17 protein-coding genes are annotated in these 16,309 nt (G+C 73.7%); 7 read left to right on the top strand and 10 right to left on the bottom strand.

Annotated features, from left to right (window positions below; translation table 11 throughout):
• Positions 1-64: 64 nt before the first annotated feature.
• Positions 65-748, top strand: a complete 684-nt coding sequence (locus tag FEF34_RS31675) for a gamma-glutamyl-gamma-aminobutyrate hydrolase family protein (protein ID WP_138056224.1) — start codon at positions 65-67, stop codon at positions 746-748.
• A gap of 254 nt (positions 749-1,002) precedes the next feature.
• On the opposite strand, the gene FEF34_RS31670 is transcribed toward FEF34_RS31675, so the two are convergent.
• On the bottom strand, positions 1,003-1,926 hold the full coding sequence (locus tag FEF34_RS31670; protein ID WP_171053171.1) for a LysR family transcriptional regulator: 924 nt from the start codon (positions 1,924-1,926) through the stop codon (positions 1,003-1,005).
• Between the two features lie 70 nt (positions 1,927-1,996).
• Here FEF34_RS31670 and FEF34_RS31665 point away from each other — a divergent pair, with 70 nt between their 5' ends.
• The gene (locus FEF34_RS31665) at positions 1,997-3,163 is read left to right on the top strand and encodes an SLAC1 family transporter (protein WP_138056223.1); all 1,167 of its coding nucleotides are present in this window, start codon (positions 1,997-1,999) and stop codon (positions 3,161-3,163) included.
• On the opposite strand, the gene FEF34_RS31660 is transcribed toward FEF34_RS31665, so the two are convergent.
• A complete protein-coding gene (locus FEF34_RS31660; protein WP_138056222.1) occupies positions 3,099-3,809 on the bottom strand; it encodes a helical backbone metal receptor in 711 nt (236 codons plus the stop codon). The genes FEF34_RS31665 and FEF34_RS31660 overlap by 65 nt on opposite strands.
• Positions 3,806-4,357 carry a helix-turn-helix domain-containing protein gene (locus FEF34_RS31655; RefSeq protein ID WP_138056221.1) on the bottom strand — a complete coding sequence of 184 codons (552 nt, stop codon included), beginning with the start codon at positions 4,355-4,357 and terminating at the stop codon, positions 3,806-3,808. The genes FEF34_RS31660 and FEF34_RS31655 overlap by 4 nt, the downstream gene beginning before the upstream one ends.
• A gap of 280 nt (positions 4,358-4,637) precedes the next feature.
• Here FEF34_RS31655 and FEF34_RS31650 point away from each other — a divergent pair, with 280 nt between their 5' ends.
• The 5 genes from FEF34_RS31650 to FEF34_RS31630 all read left to right on the top strand — a co-directional run bounded on the left by FEF34_RS31650 (position 4,638) and on the right by FEF34_RS31630 (position 8,918).
• Positions 4,638-4,847: a hypothetical protein gene (locus FEF34_RS31650; protein ID WP_138056220.1), complete on the top strand. Its 210-nt coding sequence runs from the start codon at positions 4,638-4,640 to the stop codon at positions 4,845-4,847.
• A gap of 358 nt (positions 4,848-5,205) precedes the next feature.
• Positions 5,206-6,153 carry a 5'-3' exonuclease gene (locus FEF34_RS31645; RefSeq protein ID WP_138056219.1) on the top strand — a complete coding sequence of 316 codons (948 nt, stop codon included), beginning with the start codon at positions 5,206-5,208 and terminating at the stop codon, positions 6,151-6,153.
• A gap of 48 nt (positions 6,154-6,201) precedes the next feature.
• Positions 6,202-7,038: a siderophore-interacting protein gene (locus FEF34_RS31640; protein ID WP_138056218.1), complete on the top strand. Its 837-nt coding sequence runs from the start codon at positions 6,202-6,204 to the stop codon at positions 7,036-7,038.
• A 486-nt stretch (positions 7,039-7,524) separates the two neighbouring features.
• On the top strand, positions 7,525-8,109 hold the full coding sequence (locus tag FEF34_RS31635) for a sigma-70 family RNA polymerase sigma factor (protein ID WP_138056217.1): 585 nt from the start codon (positions 7,525-7,527) through the stop codon (positions 8,107-8,109).
• Positions 8,106-8,918, top strand: coding sequence for an anti-sigma factor (locus FEF34_RS31630; RefSeq protein WP_138056216.1), 813 nt, complete (start codon positions 8,106-8,108; stop codon positions 8,916-8,918). The genes FEF34_RS31635 and FEF34_RS31630 overlap by 4 nt, the downstream gene beginning before the upstream one ends.
• Positions 8,919-9,364: 446 nt before the next feature.
• Here FEF34_RS31630 and FEF34_RS31625 read toward each other — a convergent pair whose 3' ends face one another.
• From FEF34_RS31625 to FEF34_RS31595, 7 genes are all read right to left on the bottom strand, one after another.
• The gene (locus FEF34_RS31625) at positions 9,365-12,193 is read right to left on the bottom strand and encodes a DEAD/DEAH box helicase (RefSeq protein ID WP_138056215.1); all 2,829 of its coding nucleotides are present in this window, start codon (positions 12,191-12,193) and stop codon (positions 9,365-9,367) included.
• Positions 12,194-12,331: 138 nt separating this feature from the next.
• Positions 12,332-13,279, bottom strand: coding sequence for a twin-arginine translocase subunit TatC (gene tatC / locus FEF34_RS31620; protein ID WP_138056214.1), 948 nt, complete (start codon positions 13,277-13,279; stop codon positions 12,332-12,334).
• 42 nt (positions 13,280-13,321) lie between these two features.
• Positions 13,322-13,612: a Sec-independent protein translocase subunit TatA gene (gene tatA, locus FEF34_RS31615; protein ID WP_138056213.1), complete on the bottom strand. Its 291-nt coding sequence runs from the start codon at positions 13,610-13,612 to the stop codon at positions 13,322-13,324.
• A gap of 209 nt (positions 13,613-13,821) precedes the next feature.
• Positions 13,822-14,019, bottom strand: coding sequence for a hypothetical protein (locus tag FEF34_RS31610; RefSeq protein ID WP_138056212.1), 198 nt, complete (start codon positions 14,017-14,019; stop codon positions 13,822-13,824).
• Positions 14,020-14,044: 25 nt separating this feature from the next.
• The gene (locus tag FEF34_RS31605) at positions 14,045-14,299 is read right to left on the bottom strand and encodes a hypothetical protein (RefSeq protein ID WP_138057844.1); all 255 of its coding nucleotides are present in this window, start codon (positions 14,297-14,299) and stop codon (positions 14,045-14,047) included.
• 28 nt (positions 14,300-14,327) lie between these two features.
• Positions 14,328-15,284, bottom strand: a complete 957-nt coding sequence (locus FEF34_RS31600; protein WP_138056211.1) for a helix-turn-helix transcriptional regulator — start codon at positions 15,282-15,284, stop codon at positions 14,328-14,330.
• A 17-nt stretch (positions 15,285-15,301) separates the two neighbouring features.
• Positions 15,302-16,258 (bottom strand): helix-turn-helix transcriptional regulator, encoded by a 957-nt coding sequence (locus tag FEF34_RS31595; protein ID WP_138056210.1) that lies wholly within the window; start codon positions 16,256-16,258, stop codon positions 15,302-15,304.
• Positions 16,259-16,309 lie beyond the last annotated feature (51 nt).

Genomic DNA, 16,309 nt, shown 5'->3' with positions numbered 1-16,309 from the left:
ACCAGGACGTCCACGCAGCACCGGACAACCGCACCACCGCATCACGACCGGAGGACCCGCGACCGTGACCCAGCCGCTCATCGGCGTCAGCACCTACCTGGACGAAGCCTCGTGGGGCGTGTGGCGCCTGCGCGCCGCACTGCTGCCCGTCGGCTACCCGCGCCTCGTCCAGTCGGCCGGTGGCATCGCCGCGATGCTGCCGCCGGACGAGCCCGGCCGGGCGGCCGCGACCGTGGCCCGGCTCGACGGGCTGGTCGTCGCGGGCGGGCCCGACGTCGAGCCCGTGCGGTACGGGGCCGAACCCCATCCCCGCACCGGACCGCCGGCCCGGGAGCGGGACGCCTGGGAACTGGCCCTGATCCGGGCCGCGATCGACACCGGCACGCCGCTGCTCGGGATCTGCCGGGGGATGCAACTGCTGAACGTCGCCCTCGGCGGCACGCTCGTCCAGCACCTCGACGGGCACGTGGAGGCCGTCGGCGTGTTCGGCCGGCACGCCGTGACGCCGGTCGCCGGCACGCGGTACGCCTCGCTGGTGGCGGACGAGTCGTCGGTTCCCACGTACCACCACCAGTCCGTGGACCGCCTCGGCGACGGCCTCGTCGTCTCGGCGCACGCGCACGACGGCACCGTGGAGGCCGTCGAGCTCCCGGGCCCGGCCTGGGTGCTCGGGGTGCAGTGGCACCCGGAGATGGCCGACGACACCCGCGTCATGGCGGGCCTCGTCCGCGCCGCCTGCAGCCCTTAGTGCCGCCTCGGGCGACGCTCGCCCCGTCGCGACGCCCGGCACGGCGGCTCGCGGCGCTGCCGGATCGACCGCGCAGGCCCACCACGAGGTCGATCCGGCACCTGGCGGCCCTTCCCCTCGGCCGGAGGGCCGGGGAGACCCCGTACACCGGACGCCGCTCCTCGACGGGCGACCCCTGCCCGACACGGCACCAGCGCACCACACCCGACGGTGAACGCGCCCGGCCCGCCCGGCCCGCCCGGCCCGCCCGGCCCTCAGCCCCCGGACCGCGTCAGCGACAGCAGGTCGCGGGCCGGGCCCGTGGGGCGGTGGCCGTGGGGCCAGACGGCGCGCAGGTCGCGGCGCAGGCGGACCGCCTCAAGGGGGATGCGGACGAGGCGGCGGGACGCCAGTTCCTCCGTCACGGCGAGTTCACTGAGGACCGCGGGACCGGCGCCGCTCACGGCCGCCGCCTTCACCGCCGTGGTGGAGGCGAGTTCGAGCAGGGGCTCGGCGAGACCGCCGTGGTCCGCGAGCGCCGAGTCGAGTACCTGCCTGGTGCCCGAGCCGCGTTCGCGCAGTACCAGCGGGGTCGCGGCCAGCTTCTCCGGCGACAGCGGCGAACGCCGGCGCGCCCACGCGTGGCCCGGCGCCGCGACGACCACGAGCCGGTCGTGGCCGATGACCGCGCCGTCGAGCCCCTCCGGCACCGCCAGCCCCTCGACGAAGCCGAGGTCCGCCTCGCCGCGCAGCAGACGCTCCGCCACCGCCGCCGAGTTGCCCGCGAGCAGTGACACCGCGGTGCCCGGTCGTTCCTGGCGGAGTGCGATCAGCCAGCCGGGCAGCAGGTACTCGGCGATGGTCATGCTGGCGGCCACCCTCAGCCGGGAGTCTCGCCGGTCACGCAGCGCCTGCGCGCCGGCGTCGAACGCCTCGGCCGCCTCCACGATCCGCCGCGCCCAGTCCGTGACCAGCGCGCCCGCGTCCGTGAGCCGGGAACCGCGCGGCGAGCGATCCACCAGCGCGACGCCCAACTGCCGCTCCATGGAACGGATCCGGCTGCTCGCAGCCGGCTGGGTGACGCCGAGTTCACGTGCGGCGCGCCCCAGACTCCCGTGCCGGGCGACCGCGAGCAGCAGTTCCAGCGCGGCGAGGTCGGGCACCCGGTGGGCCACCGGCCCGCGTTCTGCTCCGCTCATAAGGCCAGCTTATGGGGCCATAGTGACGGAGCGCCTGGTGGGCGGCCCGTCGGAACCGCAGGGTGGGGCCATGGTCACCGTCGCCCATCCCCGCACCTCCTCCCCCGCCGTGCCACCCGGCCCGGTCCGCCCGCAGCGGCCCGAGCCCGCACTGCGCCGCCTCGGGCCGAACTGGTACTCCGCCGTCATGGGCACGGCCGCGGTGGCCGTCGCCGGTGCGGCCCTGCCGATGGGGCCCGCGGGAACACGGGACGTGCTCGGGGCGGTCTGGGCGCTCTCCGCGCTGGCGCTCGTCACCGTGCTGGTCGCGCGCGCCGCGCACTGGGCACGCCACCGCGACCGGGCACGTGCCGACCTCCTCGATCCGGCGGTCGCCCCGTTCCAGGGCTGTACGGCGATGGCGCTCCTCGCGGTCGGCATCGGCTCGCTCACGGTCGGCGGGGGCGTCGTCGGCGAACACGCGGCGGTTCTGACGGCGACGGCCCTGTTCGCCGCCGGCACGCTGACGGGGCTGACGGCCGCGGTGGCGATTCCGTATCTGCTCGTCACCCGGGGCAGGGTGACGGCGGGGGACGCCTCACCGGTGTGGTTGCTGCCCGTGGTGGCCCCGATGGTGGCGGCGACGCTGGGCGCGCTCCTCGTGGGCAGGGTGCCCGCCGGACCGTGGCGCGGGGCCGCGCTGCTGGGGTGCTACGGGCTGTTCGCCGTGAGCCTGCTCGCCGTGCTCGTGATCCTGCCGCTGGTGACCCTGCGGCTCGTCCGTGAGGGTCCACCGCCGCTCGCCCTCACGCCTGCCCTGTTCCTCGTGCTCGGCCCGCTGGGCCAGTCCACGACCGCCGTGCACAAGCTGGCGGACGCGGCCCCCTCGGCGGTCGGACCGGCGGACGCGGCGGCCCTCGGCTCCTTCGCGACGGCCTACGGGACCGTGGCGCTCGGCCTCGCGCTGCTGTGGCTCCTCCCGGCCGCGGCGCTGGTGGCCCGGGCGGCCCGCCGGGGCATGCCGTTCGCGATGACCTGGTGGGCCTTCACGTTCCCGGTCGGTACGTGCGTGACGGGGGCGGCGGCACTGTCGGCGCGCTCGGGTGCGGCCGCTCCGGCGTGGGCGGCGGCCGCGCTGTACGCCTTCCTGGTCGCGGCCTGGGTCGTGGCCGGGACCCTCACGCTGCGGGGCCTCACCCGCGGAGCGCTGCTCGCAGCGCCGTCGGCGCCGCTGCCAGCGACGGCCCGTACCAGGTGAGCATGCGCCCGTCGACGAGCGCGGCGGGGAGCCCGGGAAAGGCCTCCGGACCGTCGTCCGCGGTGAAGCGGTAGGGCTCGTCGGGGAGTACGACCAGGTCCGCGCCCGCGGCGTTCAGCTCGTCGAGCGGGATGCGGGGATAGCGTTCCGGGTGCGCGGCGTAGACGTTGTCGACACCGAGCCGGGCGAGTACGTCGCCGGCGAAGGTGTCGCGGCCGAGGACCATCCAGGGCCGCCGCCAGACCGGCACCACCGCACGGCGCGGCCCGGCCGGCGGCTCGACGGCGTCCCAGGCGGCCTCGGCGTCGTCGAGCCACCGGGGACGGGGCACCCCGCAGGCGTCCAGCACCCGCTGCAGCTCGGTGAACGCCTGCGGCAGGGTCCTCACCTCGGTGACGAGCACGTCGAGCCCGGCGGCACGCAGCGCGGCGAGGTCGGGCTCCCGGTTCTCCTCCTCGTTGGCGACCACGAGATCGGGCCGCAGCGCGACCACCGCCTCCACGTCGGGGTTCTTCGTACCCCCGATCCTGGCGGCGCGGAGGCCGGCGGGACGGGTGCACCATTCGGTGGCACCGGCCAGCAGCCCGGGCGCGCTGACCGCGATGGCCTCCGTGAGCGAGGGCACAAGTGAGACGACCCGGGTCACGGTGCGACGGCCTCGATGTGGTCGGCGACGGCGACGACGAGGAGGCGGGTGCCGGGACGGGTGGCCCGCCAGCGGTGGAGCACCCCACCGGACAGGAAGAGCGTGTCGCCCTTCTCCAGACGGTGGGCACGGCCCTCGGCCTCGACCTCGGCGCCACCGTCGGCCACGTACATCAGCTCGTCGTTGCGGTGCTGGTGCTCGCCTCCGGCGTCCTGCTCACCGGTGAACTCGACGGCGTGGAGCTGGTGGTGGCCGCGCACCAGATGGCGCACGCCCGGCCGGGCGACGAGGCCGGTGTCGTCCGCGCGGACGACGTCGACGACCCGGCAGGAGTCGGCGGCGGCGAGCAGCTCGGCGGCGGTCGTCTCCAGCGCGTCGGCGACGCGGTGCAGCGAGCGCATGCTGGGCCGGGCCCGTTCGTTCTCGATCTGGCTGAGGAAGGGCACGGACAGGCCGCTGCGTCCGGCGACGGCGGCGAGCGTCAGATCCAGGGCCCGGCGCCTTCGGCGGACGGCGGAGCCCACACGGAGAGCTTCCTTGTCTCCCATGGCTGAGGTCCCTCCCTCCTCTCTCTGTACCTTACGCACGTTCCGGCCCGGGCAACCCTCCGTTGCCCCTGCCGCAACGACGAGGACCCCGCCACGTTATGTGACGGGACCCTCACCGGTGGCGGATTCCGCCGGTCTGTTGCGGCTGTGCGCCCTTCGCCGCTCCCCGGCCGGGGGCGTCCCCTTGCCGGCGGGGCCGGGGTTCTCCGCCGGCCGGGTGCGGACGGCGTCCCTGCCTCCCGCTCTTTCGCCGGCTTCCTGGATCCTCGTTTCCAGGCCGGTGGGCTGCGCCCTTGCCACCGCCCGGTCACCGCGACCGGCCACCAGGCGGTCGACGACCACCGGTGTCCCCGTCGGCCGGGGTGCCGCCGAGGTCCGTGCCGTCGACGAGCCGTACGGCCGCATCGCCGGCGAGCGCGAGACGGTCGTCCGGTCGAAGACGAACGACCGCGATACGGCGATCGATGCCCACCCCCCGCGCACCTGTTGATCACCGGGCAGGATGGCGCCGCAGGCTCACCACACGCAATCGGGCGCTCCGCATGAGACCCCCGACCGACCAGTCCGGTCAGGGGACGGGGAGGAGAAGGGAACGGAAGCCGCGGTCCCGGCGGTCCGTCGGGGGCAGCATCGGACGGCGCCTTGCGCCGACCGCGGCGCGCGGCAGTTCCACAACGCCCACCGTGACGCGTGGACCGCCGCCGCCGTCCGGCCGATCGGCGCTCGGGGCGCGCCGCGACCGTGGGCGGGCGGCGACGCCCGACGCCCGGCCGACGCCGCGAAGGCCTCCGCCGTGACCGGCGGGGGGCGCCTTCGTTTTCCCGCCGTCCAGCGGGCATCCTGGGCGCATGACGACGCGCAGCCTACGCAAGTGCCTCTTGCTCGACACCGCCTCCCTGTACTTCCGTGCGTACTACGGGGTGCCGGACTCCGTGCGCGCCCCCGACGGCACGCCCGTCAACGCCGTGCGCGGGCTGCTCGAGTTCATCACCCGGCTGGTCCAGGACCACCGTCCGGACGAACTGGTGGCCTGCATGGACGCGGACTGGCGCCCGCACTGGCGGGTCGAGCTGATCCCCTCGTACAAGGCCCACCGGGTCGCGGTGGAGACCGAGGCGGGGCCGGACGAGGAGGAGGTCCCGGACACCCTGTCGCCGCAGGTGCCCGTCATCGAGGACGTCCTTGACGCCTTCGGTATCGCGCGGGTCGGCGTCGCGGGGTACGAGGCGGACGACGTGATCGGCACCCTCACGGCACGGGCGACGGGCCCGGTCGACATCGTCACCGGCGACCGCGACCTGTACCAGCTCGTGGACGACGCCCGCGGGATCCGCGTGCTCTACCCCTTGAAGGGCGTGGGCATGATGCAGGCCACGGACGAGGCGGTGCTCCGCGAGAAGTACGGCGTGGACGGCCCGGGTTACGCGGACCTGGCCCTGCTGCGCGGCGACCCCAGCGACGGGCTGCCAGGGGTGCCGGGCATCGGCGAGAAGACGGCGGCGAAGCTCCTGGCCGCGTACGGCGACCTGGCCGGGATCATGGCCGCTGTCGACGACCCCGCGTCCGGGCTGACGCCGTCGCAGCGCAGGCGGCTGGACGAATCGCGTCCCTATGTGGCGGTCGCCCCCAAGGTCGTCCGGGTCGCGGACGACGTCCCGCTGCCCGCCTTCGATCCGGCGCTGCCCAGGGAACCCCGTGACCCGGCCGGGCTGGATGAACTGGCCGCGCGCTGGGGGCTCGGCAGGGCGGTCGGCCGGCTGCGCGCGGAGCTGGCGAGCGCGAGTCCGCACGAATGAGGTGTTAGCTTAGGCAAGCCTAAGCATCTAGAGTCAGGGGAGACCGCCGTGGCAGAGACAGCCGCCCGCAGGGCACCGCAGGTCCATGAGGCGCTGGTCCTGCGTACGGAACGGATCACCCCGCACATGGTGCGACTCGTCCTCGGCGGCGATGGCCTGGCGTCATTCGCCACGGAGGGGTTCACCGACCACTACGTGAAGGTCGTCTTCCCGGCGCCCGGAGTGACGTACCCCGAGCCGTTCGACATGGCCCGCATCCGCGAGGAACTGCCCCGCGACCAGTGGCCGAGCAACCGGACGTACACCGTCCGCTCCTGGGACGCCGCGCACCGCGAGCTTGTCATCGACTTCGTGGTCCACGGCGACCAGGGACTCGCGGGACCGTGGGCGGCCGCGGCGCGGCCCGGTGAGACCGTGCGGCTGCTGGGCCCCGGCGGCGGCTACGCCCCGGACCCGGCGGCGGACTGGCATCTGCTCGCGGGCGACGAGAGCGCGCTCCCGGCGATCGCCGCCTCGCTGGAGCAGATGGCGGTGGGCGCGCGGGTCCACGCCTTCGTCGAGGTCTCCGGTCCCGAGGAGGAGCAGAAGATCGCCACCCCGGACGGCGTGACCGTCACCTGGCTGCACCGGGGCGCCCGTCCCGTCGGCGAGGCACTCATCGCCGCGGTGCGTGGACTGGAGTTCCCCGAGGGGGACGTGCACGCGTTCGTCCACGGTGAGGCGGGCGCCGTGCGCGAACTGCGCCGCCACCTCCGGTTGGAGCGAGGCGTCCCGCGCGAGCGGCTTTCCCTCTCGGGCTACTGGCGCCTGGGCAAGTCCGACGAGGACTGGCGGGCGATCAAGCGCGACTGGAACGCGCAAGTGGAGCGCGAGCAGGGGGCGTAGCCGCAGCGGGCGGGAGGAACGCCCGCCGACACGGTGCGGCGCGCGGAGAGGTCACGGCAGGTACGGCGCTCGCGCCCGGCCCGCCTCGGCACGGACGCCGGCGCTTCCCGCGGGACGCACGGCCACCGAGCGCCGTGACCGCGACCACGCCCCGCGCCCGTCCGGCCGGGGGCGCCCCGCCGACCCGCGGGGTGCACGTCACTGGGACCTCACGCGCACCCGCACCGCCAACCGCCCCGCAAGCCCCACCGCGGAGCCGTCTCCGCTGCTCACGGCCCCCTCTCCCCCGCCGGCCCTTCGCCGTCCGTCCACCGCCCCGGCCGCCCCGGACGGGCGAGGGACTCGGCCGGAACACGGACGCGCAAAAAGTTCGGCACGACGGCAGTCAAGACCCGCCTCCGCTCCGTATAGGGGAAGTGACACCCGCGGCGACGCAGGCCCGGGGAAGAGGGGCCGGCCGGAGCAGACCGCGGCGAGGGGAGAGCGGTGAAGGAAGCGATACGCATCACAGGGGCACCATCGGCGGGGCCGGGACTCGACGAACTGCTCGTCCGGGTCGCGCGCGGCGATCAGCAGGCCTTCTCGCGTGTGTACGACGCGGTCTGCGGACCCGTACTCGGCGTCGTCCGCGGGGTGTTGCGCGATCCGGCACAGTCGGAGGAGGTCGCGCAGGAGGTACTGGTGGAGCTGTGGCGCACCGCCGCGCGCTACCAGCCGTCCCGCGGCTCCGCCCTCACCTGGACCCTCACCCTCGCCCACCGCCGCGCCGTCGACCGCGTACGCTCCGCCCAGGCGGCCGCCGAACGCGAGCAGAGAGCCGCACGGCTCGGCGGCACACCGGCGTTCGACGACGTCGTCGAACAGGTCGAGGCCCGGCTGGAACGGGAGCAGGTACGGCGCTGTCTGCGCACGTTGACCGAACTCCAGCGCCAGTCGGTGACCCTGGCCTACTACCGCGGCCTCGCCTACCGGGAGGTCGCCGAACTGCTCGCGGTGCCGCTGGGCACGGTCAAGACACGGATGCGCGACGGGCTGATCCGTCTGCGCGACTGCCTGGGGGTGAACGGATGAGCGCCGCGGCGAAGGGAGCGGGGCGGGACGCCGAGCTGCACACACTGACGGGCGCATACGCCCTCAACGCGCTCGGCGACCGGGAACGTGTCCGGTTCGAACGGCACTTGGCCGTGTGTGCGGCCTGTGAGCAGGAGGTGCGGGAGCTCGGCGCCACGGCGACACGGCTCGGACTCGCCGCGACCGAGACCCCGCCGTCCGCGATGAAGTCCCAGGTGCTGGCCCGGATCTCGACCGTGCGCCAGGAACCTCCGAAGGTCGCCGCCGCGGAGGCCGGCCGGATCCCGGCCCCGGTCCACCGGGCCCGCCCGGCCGGCCGGCGCAGGCTCTCGCGGTTGGTCCTCGCCGCCTGTGTCGCGGGGCTCGCGGCGCTCGGCGGCGTCACGGTCGCGCAGCAGCGCGCCGCCGAGGAGGCGCGGGCCGAGGCCCGCGAGGTCGCCGAACTGGCGCAGCGACGGACCCAGGCTCTCGCGGACGTGCTCGCCGCGCCCGACGTGCGCACGTTGAGCACCGCGCTCGGCAAGGGTGCCGCCGGCACGGTGGCTCTCTCCCGGGAACGCGACCGGGCCGTCTTCCTCGCGTCCGGCCTGCCCCGGCCGGACAGCGGCAAGGTGTACCAACTCTGGTTCGCGGACGGCGGGACCATGCGTCCGGCCGGGCTGCTCGCCTCGGCGGGAAGCGCGGAGGCACTGCTCATGGACGGCGCGGTCGGCCGGGCGACGGGCATGGGCATCACCGTCGAGCCCTCTGGCGGTTCCCCGGCCCCGACCTCCGAACCACTGGGCCTGCTCAGCTTCCCGGCCCGGTAGGGCGGGTACGGCAGGAAGGGACGCGTCGCCCCCGCAGGGGGCGGTGTACGGAGTGGGGGGCGGTACCCGCCCGCTGGACGCGTCCTCCTCACGTCTCTCTCCCGCGACGCGGACGCCGCGTCCTCCGCGCGCCGGGCCTGCGGCGCCTGGCACTCGCGCTCGGGCGGTGGCCGGGCGTCGCGATCGGGTGCGGCGTCTCCCTGCCTCGTGCCGGCCGAGCGCCCGCGGCGGTGCACGTCCGGACGCCGGCCCCGCCGGCGCCGGGCCGGGCGCCCGGGGATACCTCGGCTCACGGCCCCCTCTTCAGGGCGGCGCCGGCTGATCGGCCCGTGGTGCCTGAGAGCCGACGGGCGCCGCTCGCGGCGCGGCGACCCGGCACCCGGGGGTGCGCCGCCCGCACAGCCCGGTGAGCGCCCGCGCCGGGGCGGCGCACCGTGCCGCGACGGTCAGCCGACCGAGCTGTACGCCACCACGCCGCGCAGCACCGCGTCCACGGCCTTGCGGGCGTTACGCGCCACCGTGGACTTCTCCCCGGGCGCCGCGGCCGCGATCTGGCCGAGCACGTCGATGACCTGCTTGCTCCAGCGCACGAAGTCGCCTGCCGGCATCTCCGCCTCGCGCAGCACCTCGTCCAGCCCCTTGCCCGAGGCCCACTGGTACGCGGCCCAGGCGAAACCGAGGTCGGGCTCGCGCTGCCCCACGCCCTCCGCCTGGTTGATCCGGAACTCCTCCTCCAGCGCGTCCAGTCGGCCCCAGATGCGCACCATCTCACCGAGTGCGGCCTTCGCTCTGCCGGACGGGAGCTTCGGCGCCACCGCGTCGTCGGCCTGCCGCGCCTCGTACACCAACGCCGAGACGCAGGAGGCCAGTTCGGCCGGGCTCAGCCCCTCCCACACTCCCTCACGGAGGCATTCACTGGCCAGCAGGTCCAGCTCGCCGTAGAGCCTGGCAAGCCGCCGACCGTGCTCGGTGACCTCGTTGCCGCGGAGGTAGTCCATCTCGGTCAGCAGCGCGACGATGCGGTCGAAGGTACGGGCGATGGTGTTCGTCCGGCCCTCGATGCGCCGCTCCAACTGGCGGGTGTCGCGCTGGAGCCGGTGGTAGCGCTCGGCCCAGCGGGCGTGGTCCTCGCGCTCGTCGCAGCCGTGGCAGGGATGGGCGCGGAGTTCCCTGCGCAGCCGGGCGATCTCGCGGTCGTCCGCGGCGGCGGCGCGTGGTTTGCGGTGCCGGTCGGGCACGATGTGCCCGGCCTTGGTCCGCAGGGCGGAGGCGAGGTCGCGCCGGGACTGCGGCGAGCGGGGGTTGAAGGACTTGGGGACCCGCATCCGCTCCAACGGCTCGACGGGGACCGGGAAGTCCATCGACGCGAGCCGCTTGACCTGCCGCTCGGCGGTCAGCACCAGGGGGCGTGGTCCGTCGTGGTACTCGTACCCGCGGTGGCCGTTGGCCCGGCCCGCCGGCAGCCCGGGGTCGAGAACCAGCGCGAGCCCGGCGAACTTGCCGGTGGGTACGTGGATGACGTCGCCCGGCTTGAGCTTCTCCAACGAGTCCGCGGCCGCGGCCCGGCGCTGGGCGGCGCCCTGCTTGGCCAGTTCGGTCTCACGGTCCTTCAACTCACGGCGCAGCCGCGCGTACTCCTCGAAGTCGCCCAGGTGGCAGGTCATGCCCTCCCGGTAGCCCTCGAGTCCTTCCTCGTTGCGCTGCACCTGGCGCGAGATCCCGACGACCGACTTGTCCGCCTGGAACTGCGCGAAGGAGGTCTCCAGAAGCTCGCGCGAGCGGTGCCGGCCGAACTGCTGCACCAGGTTGACCGCCATGTTGTACGACGGCCTGAAGCTGGAGCGCAGCGGATAGGTGCGGGTCCCGGCGAGGCCGGCGAGCGCCGCCGGGTCCATCCCGCGCTGCCAGAGCACGACGGCATGGCCCTCCACGTCGATACCGCGTCGCCCCGCGCGTCCGGTCAACTGGGTGTACTCGCCGGGGGTGATGTCGGCGTGCTGCTCGCCGTTCCACTTGACGAGCTTCTCCAGAACGACGGACCTGGCCGGCATGTTGATGCCGAGGGCCAGGGTCTCGGTGGCGAAGACGGCCTTGACGAGGCCGCGGACGAAGAGTTCCTCGACGACTTCCTTGAACGTCGGGAGCATTCCGGCGTGGTGCGCGGCTATGCCCCGCTCCAGGCCCTCCAGCCACTCGTAGTAGCCGAGGACGTGGAGGTCCTCGCGCGGGATGGACGCCGTGCGCTCCTCGACGATCGCCCGTACCTCGAGGCGGGCCTCCTCGTCGTTGAGCCGCAGCCCCGCGTACAGGCACTGCTGGACGGCGGCCTCGCAGCCGGCGCGGCTGAAGATGAACGTGATCGCGGGCAGCAGCCCTTCCGCGTCCAGCCGCTCGATGACCTCGGGCCGTCCCGGAGTCCAGATGCGGCCGCGCTGCCGGCGCTCGCGCTCCCGGTCGGCCTCGCGGACCATCTTGCCCCGGCGTCGGTCCCGCGGGTTGTAGGTGCGCGAGTTCTCCATCCTGGCCAGTCGGACCAGGTCGGGGTTGACCTCTCGGCGGGCCGCGCCGCGGCCGCCGTGGTCGGTCTCCTCCTCGAAGAGGTCGTACATCCGGCGCCCGGCCAGCACGTGCTGCCACAGGGGCACGGGGCGGGACTCGGAGACGATCACCTCGGTGTCGCCGCGGACGGTGTCCAGCCAGTCACCGAACTCCTCCGCGTTGGACACCGTCGCCGAGAGCGACACCAGCGTCACCGACTCGGGGAGGTGGATGATCACTTCCTCCCAGACGGCTCCGCGGAAGCGGTCGGAGAGGTAGTGCACCTCGTCCATGACCACATGGCCGAGGCCGTTCAGCGACTGGGAGCCGGCGTACAGCATGTTGCGCAGGACCTCGGTGGTCATGACCACCACCGGCGCCTCGGAGTTGACGCTGTTGTCGCCGGTGAGCAGGCCGACCCTCCCGGGGCCGTACCGCTTCACCAGGTCCGAGTACTTCTGGTTGGACAGCGCCTTGATGGGGGTCGTGTAGAAGCACTTGCGCCCCTGGGTGAGGGCGAGGTGCACGGCGAACTCGCCGACGATCGTCTTGCCGGAGCCCGTGGGAGCCGCCACGAGTACGCCCTTGCCCGCCTCGAGCGCCTCGCAGGCCTCGATCTGGAAGGGGTCCAGCTCGAAGTCGTACATCTCGCGGAAGGGAGCGAGCGCGGTGGCCTGCTCGGCGGCGCGGGTCCGAGCAGCTGCGTATCGCTCAGCTGGTGAGAGGTCCTCTGTCATCTTGCAGTCGAGCCTACCCGCCGGGTCCGACAGTGGGCGCGATCTTATTCGAGCGCGAGCGGAGGCCCGGGGCGGGCGTTCGGACGCGTCGCGCCCACGCCCGCGGGACACCCCGGGCCCCGGGGTGTCCGTCCGGGATCAGGTGACGTCGTCGTAGCCGTTGATCCGGTCCCGGTCGCCGCTCTGCTGCTCGGGGAGCGCGCGGGCGGCGGGGACGGCCTCGACCTCGCCGACGGCCTCGGGCGTGAGGTCGAGCTCGGACGCCTCGTCGTCGCTCAGGCCGGCGTCCGGGTTCCTGCGTGCGCGGCGGGCGTCGTTGAGGAAGGAGAAGCCCACGGCGAGGAAGTAGAGCACGGCCAGGGGGCCGGCCAGGAGCAGCATCGAGATCGGCTCACCACCCGGCGTGGCGATCGCGGCGAAGGCGGTGAGACCGATGATCATTCCGCGCCACCAGCGAAGCATCCGCCTGCCGGTCAGCACACCGGTCATGTTGAGCAGGATCAGGAGCAGCGGGAGCTCGAAGGCGATGCCGAAGACGATCACCATGCGGGTGATCAGGTCCAGATAGTCGTCCAGCGGCAGCAGCGGCTTCGCGCCGGAGGGGGCGAAGCCGAGCATGATCTCGGCGGTCTGCGGCAGGATCGAGTACGCGAGGTAGGCGCCGCCCACGAAGAGCGGTACGCCTGCGGCCACGAAGCTCAGCGCATAGCGCTTCTCGTGGTTGTGCAGCCCGGGGGCGACGAAGGCCCAGAGCTGGTAGAGCCAGACCGGGGTGGCCGCCAGCACTCCCGCCATGAGGGCGACCTTCAGCGCGATGGTGAACGGCGAGAGGAGGCCCTGTGTCGTCATCTCGGCACAGAGCTGGCCGTTCCGCATGACGACCTGACCGTTCACGCAGCCGACCGACTCGAGGATCGGCCGCATCAGGAACTCGAAGATCTCCTTCTGGAAGAAGGCCGCGACGATCGTCACCACCACGATCGCCAGCACCGACTTCATCAGCCGGTTGCGCAACTCACGCAGGTGTTCTCCGAGAGGCATCCGCCCCTCGGCGTCCCTCTCCAGCTTGCGGGCAGACTTGAGCAACCCACTTCCTCGTCTCGTGCGGGAACCGTCGGGGGAACCGGGTCAGCTCTGGGTCGTGCGGTTCGGCTCCGAGACCGGACGGCTGCTCGTCACATCGCCGGGGGCGGCCTGGATGGTGCGAGGAGCGTCCTTCTGCGCGGCGGGGTCGGCGCCCGGCGTCGTCTGGCCGCCCGCCGGCTCGTCGTCCTTCTTCATCGCCTTGGCCTCGCTCTTCAGGATCCGGGCGGACTTGCCCAGCGAACGGGCCATGTCGGGCAGCTTCTTGGCGCCGAACAGCAACAGGATGACCGCGATGATCAGGATGATCTCGAGGGGCTTCAGATTGCCGATCATGTGCGACTTCCTTCTCACTGAGGCGGCTGAAGGGCGGGCTGCCCGGGGGGGCGGACAGGAATCCGACCACCGACTTGACAGCGATCGTAACCCGCCGGAGTAAACGCAGGGCAATGCCCATGCGTACCGGCGATTGCGACCCGAAGCGGCGACGGGCCCGCCACTGGCAGGGTACCTCCGGGTCGTCCGCAGGAGGAGTCCGCCCGCCTCTACCGCAGCGCCTCGCCCGCGCGCGCCAGCCCCGCCGCCGCTCTCTCCAGGTCCTCCGCGGCACGGTCGACGCGTTCGGCGGTGGCGGCCACCTGCCGGCCCAGGCGCTGGGCCTCCAGGAAGACGCGGACGCCGAGGACACCGAGGACGGCGATCCCGAGGAATCCCAGGGCGATGGCGAGCATGGGCCAGAACATGGGCAGAGCCTAGAGGTCGGAGGGGTCAGACGGTGGAGTGGAGGCGCAGCGTCCGCACGCCGCCTCCGGTGAGGAGTTCGACTATCCGCTCCCCCGCGGGCTTGCGGACGGCCGCCCCGCACTCGGGGCAGGTGAAGGAGTAGAAGGTGGTCCGCCTGCTCGCGCCGATCGCGAGGCGCAACGCGCCCGCCGCGAGTTCGAAGTGGCCGCGGCAGTCGGGGCAGGCGGCCTTGAAGAGCATCGGGACCTTCGGCGCCCGAATTCCAGACAGAGCGGACATATCCCTCTTGGTTCCCATCGGTCGACCGTCAGTCCTGGCTGTCGTACGCGGCGAGCGCCTCACGCGCCGCCCGCCGGGCGCTCTCCGCGAGACCGGGCGGCGACACGATCCGGCCGTCGCGCCCCAGCCGGAGCGCGAGCCGCCGCAGGGACGCCGGGTCGGGGGTGCGCAGACTGATCCGCAACCCGCCGTCGGGCTGCTCCTCCGCGCTGTCGTGCGGGTAGTACTCAGCCACCCAACGGCCTCCCGGGCCGACCTCGACGACGACCTCGGGATCCTCCGCCGAGGGCTGCACCAGCCCCTCCGACAGATCGCGCAGCTCCGTCTCCGGCGGTGCCGACGGCTCGTCCAGCAGCCGGATCTCGGCCACCCGGTCAAGCCGGAAGGTCCGGCGCGCCTCGGAGAGGTAGCACCAGCCCTCCATGTACGTGTGGCCGACGGCGAAGAGCCGGATCGGGTCGACCTCTCGCTCGGTGAGCTCGTCCCGCGCCGGGGAGTAGTAGCGGAGCCACAGTCTGCGGCGCTCCGAGATGGCGCGGTCGACGTCGGCAAAGACACCCCCCTCTGATTCGAAGGTCACGGAGAGCCGGGAGCTGGCGCCCGCGGACTCACCGGCCGCGGCCTCCAGCTTCGCGGTGGCCCGCACCAGCGCCTCGCGGTCGCCCTCCCGCAGTCCGGGCAGCGTCGCGACGGCCCGCGCGGCGACCAGGAGCGCGGTCGCCTCGTCGGCTGCCAGCCGGAGCGGCTCGGCGACGTCGTCGGGGTTGTGCCACCAGATGCGCTCACCGTCGGTGTCGATGTCGAGCAGATCACCGCCGCGGAAGCTGGTCCCGCACATGGGCAGGACGTCAAGGTCGGAGATCAGCTCGTCCTCGGTGATCCCGAAGGCCCGGGCGACGTCCCCGACGCGCGCCCCGGGACGTTCGCGCAGGTAGGTCACCAGCGAGAGCATCCGCCGGGTCTGGTCGATGGCGTTCGCGGCCATGCCTGTACGAGTCTCCCTCAGCCCTTGGCCACGGCGCGCAGCCGGTCCACCACATCGGCCCGCAGATCCGCGGGCTCGAGCACGACGACGTCCGGTCCGAACTCCACCAGCCAGGCGTCCAGACCGTGCCCGTACGGAATCTCCAACTCGTCCCAGCCGTCGCCGAGTTCCCGGACGGACGAGGCGCGTGCTCGCAGCGGGTAACCCGCGTCCGCCCGCAGCCTGATCCGCGCGGACCTGGTGGCGGTCTCGCCGGCCCAGCTCTCGACCGTCTCGCGCACCGTGACCACGTCGGGCACGGGCGCGGTGAAGGAGCCGGCGCGGGAGCGGACCTTCCCGGTGATGCGGGAGAGGCGGAAGACGCGCTCGGCACCGCGGTCGCGGTCCCAGCCCGCGAGGTACCAGTGCCCGCGCCAGCACTCCAGCGTCCAGGGCTCGACATGGCGGGTCTCGGGACGCACGGCGTTGGACTTGCGGTAGTCGAAGACGGCGGGGCGCCGGTCCCGGCAGGCGAGCATCAAGGGCTCGAAAGCCGCCTCGTGGACGGGGATGCGCGGCTCGAGGGCGCCGTGCTGGGCCTCGTACAGGTCCTCCGCCTCCGGCATTCCGGCGGCGCGCAGTTTCTGCAGGGCTCCGCTGGCCGCTCCGGCGAGCCGTGCCTGCTGCCAGACCTTGGCGGCCAGGCCCAGCGCCGCCGCCTCCTCGGCGTCGAGGGTGATGGGGGGCAGCCGGTTGGAGTCGCGGCGGGCGAGATAGCCGGTTTCGCCGTCGAGGTTGTCCACCGTGGCGATGACGAGCCCGAGTTCGCGGAGGTCGTCCTTGTCGCGCTCGAACATCCGGTTGAAGGCGTCGTCGGAGGCGGCTTCCAGGTAGGCCTCGATGGAGCCGCGCAGCTCCCGCTTGCTGAGCGGCCGCCGTGTCCCGAGCAGACACAGCGCCAGGTTCATCAGCCGCTCGGCCTTGGCAATGGCCATCGACGCCCTTCCGCCCTTCCTCACCGTTCTTCTGATCGTCGAACCTACCGC

Origin of the sequence: Streptomyces marianii (assembly GCF_005795905.1) — a bacterium.
Lineage (GTDB): Bacteria > Actinomycetota > Actinomycetes > Streptomycetales > Streptomycetaceae > Streptomyces > Streptomyces marianii.
Note: the sequence above shows the minus strand (reverse complement) of the source record. Positions and strands in the feature narration are given on the sequence as shown.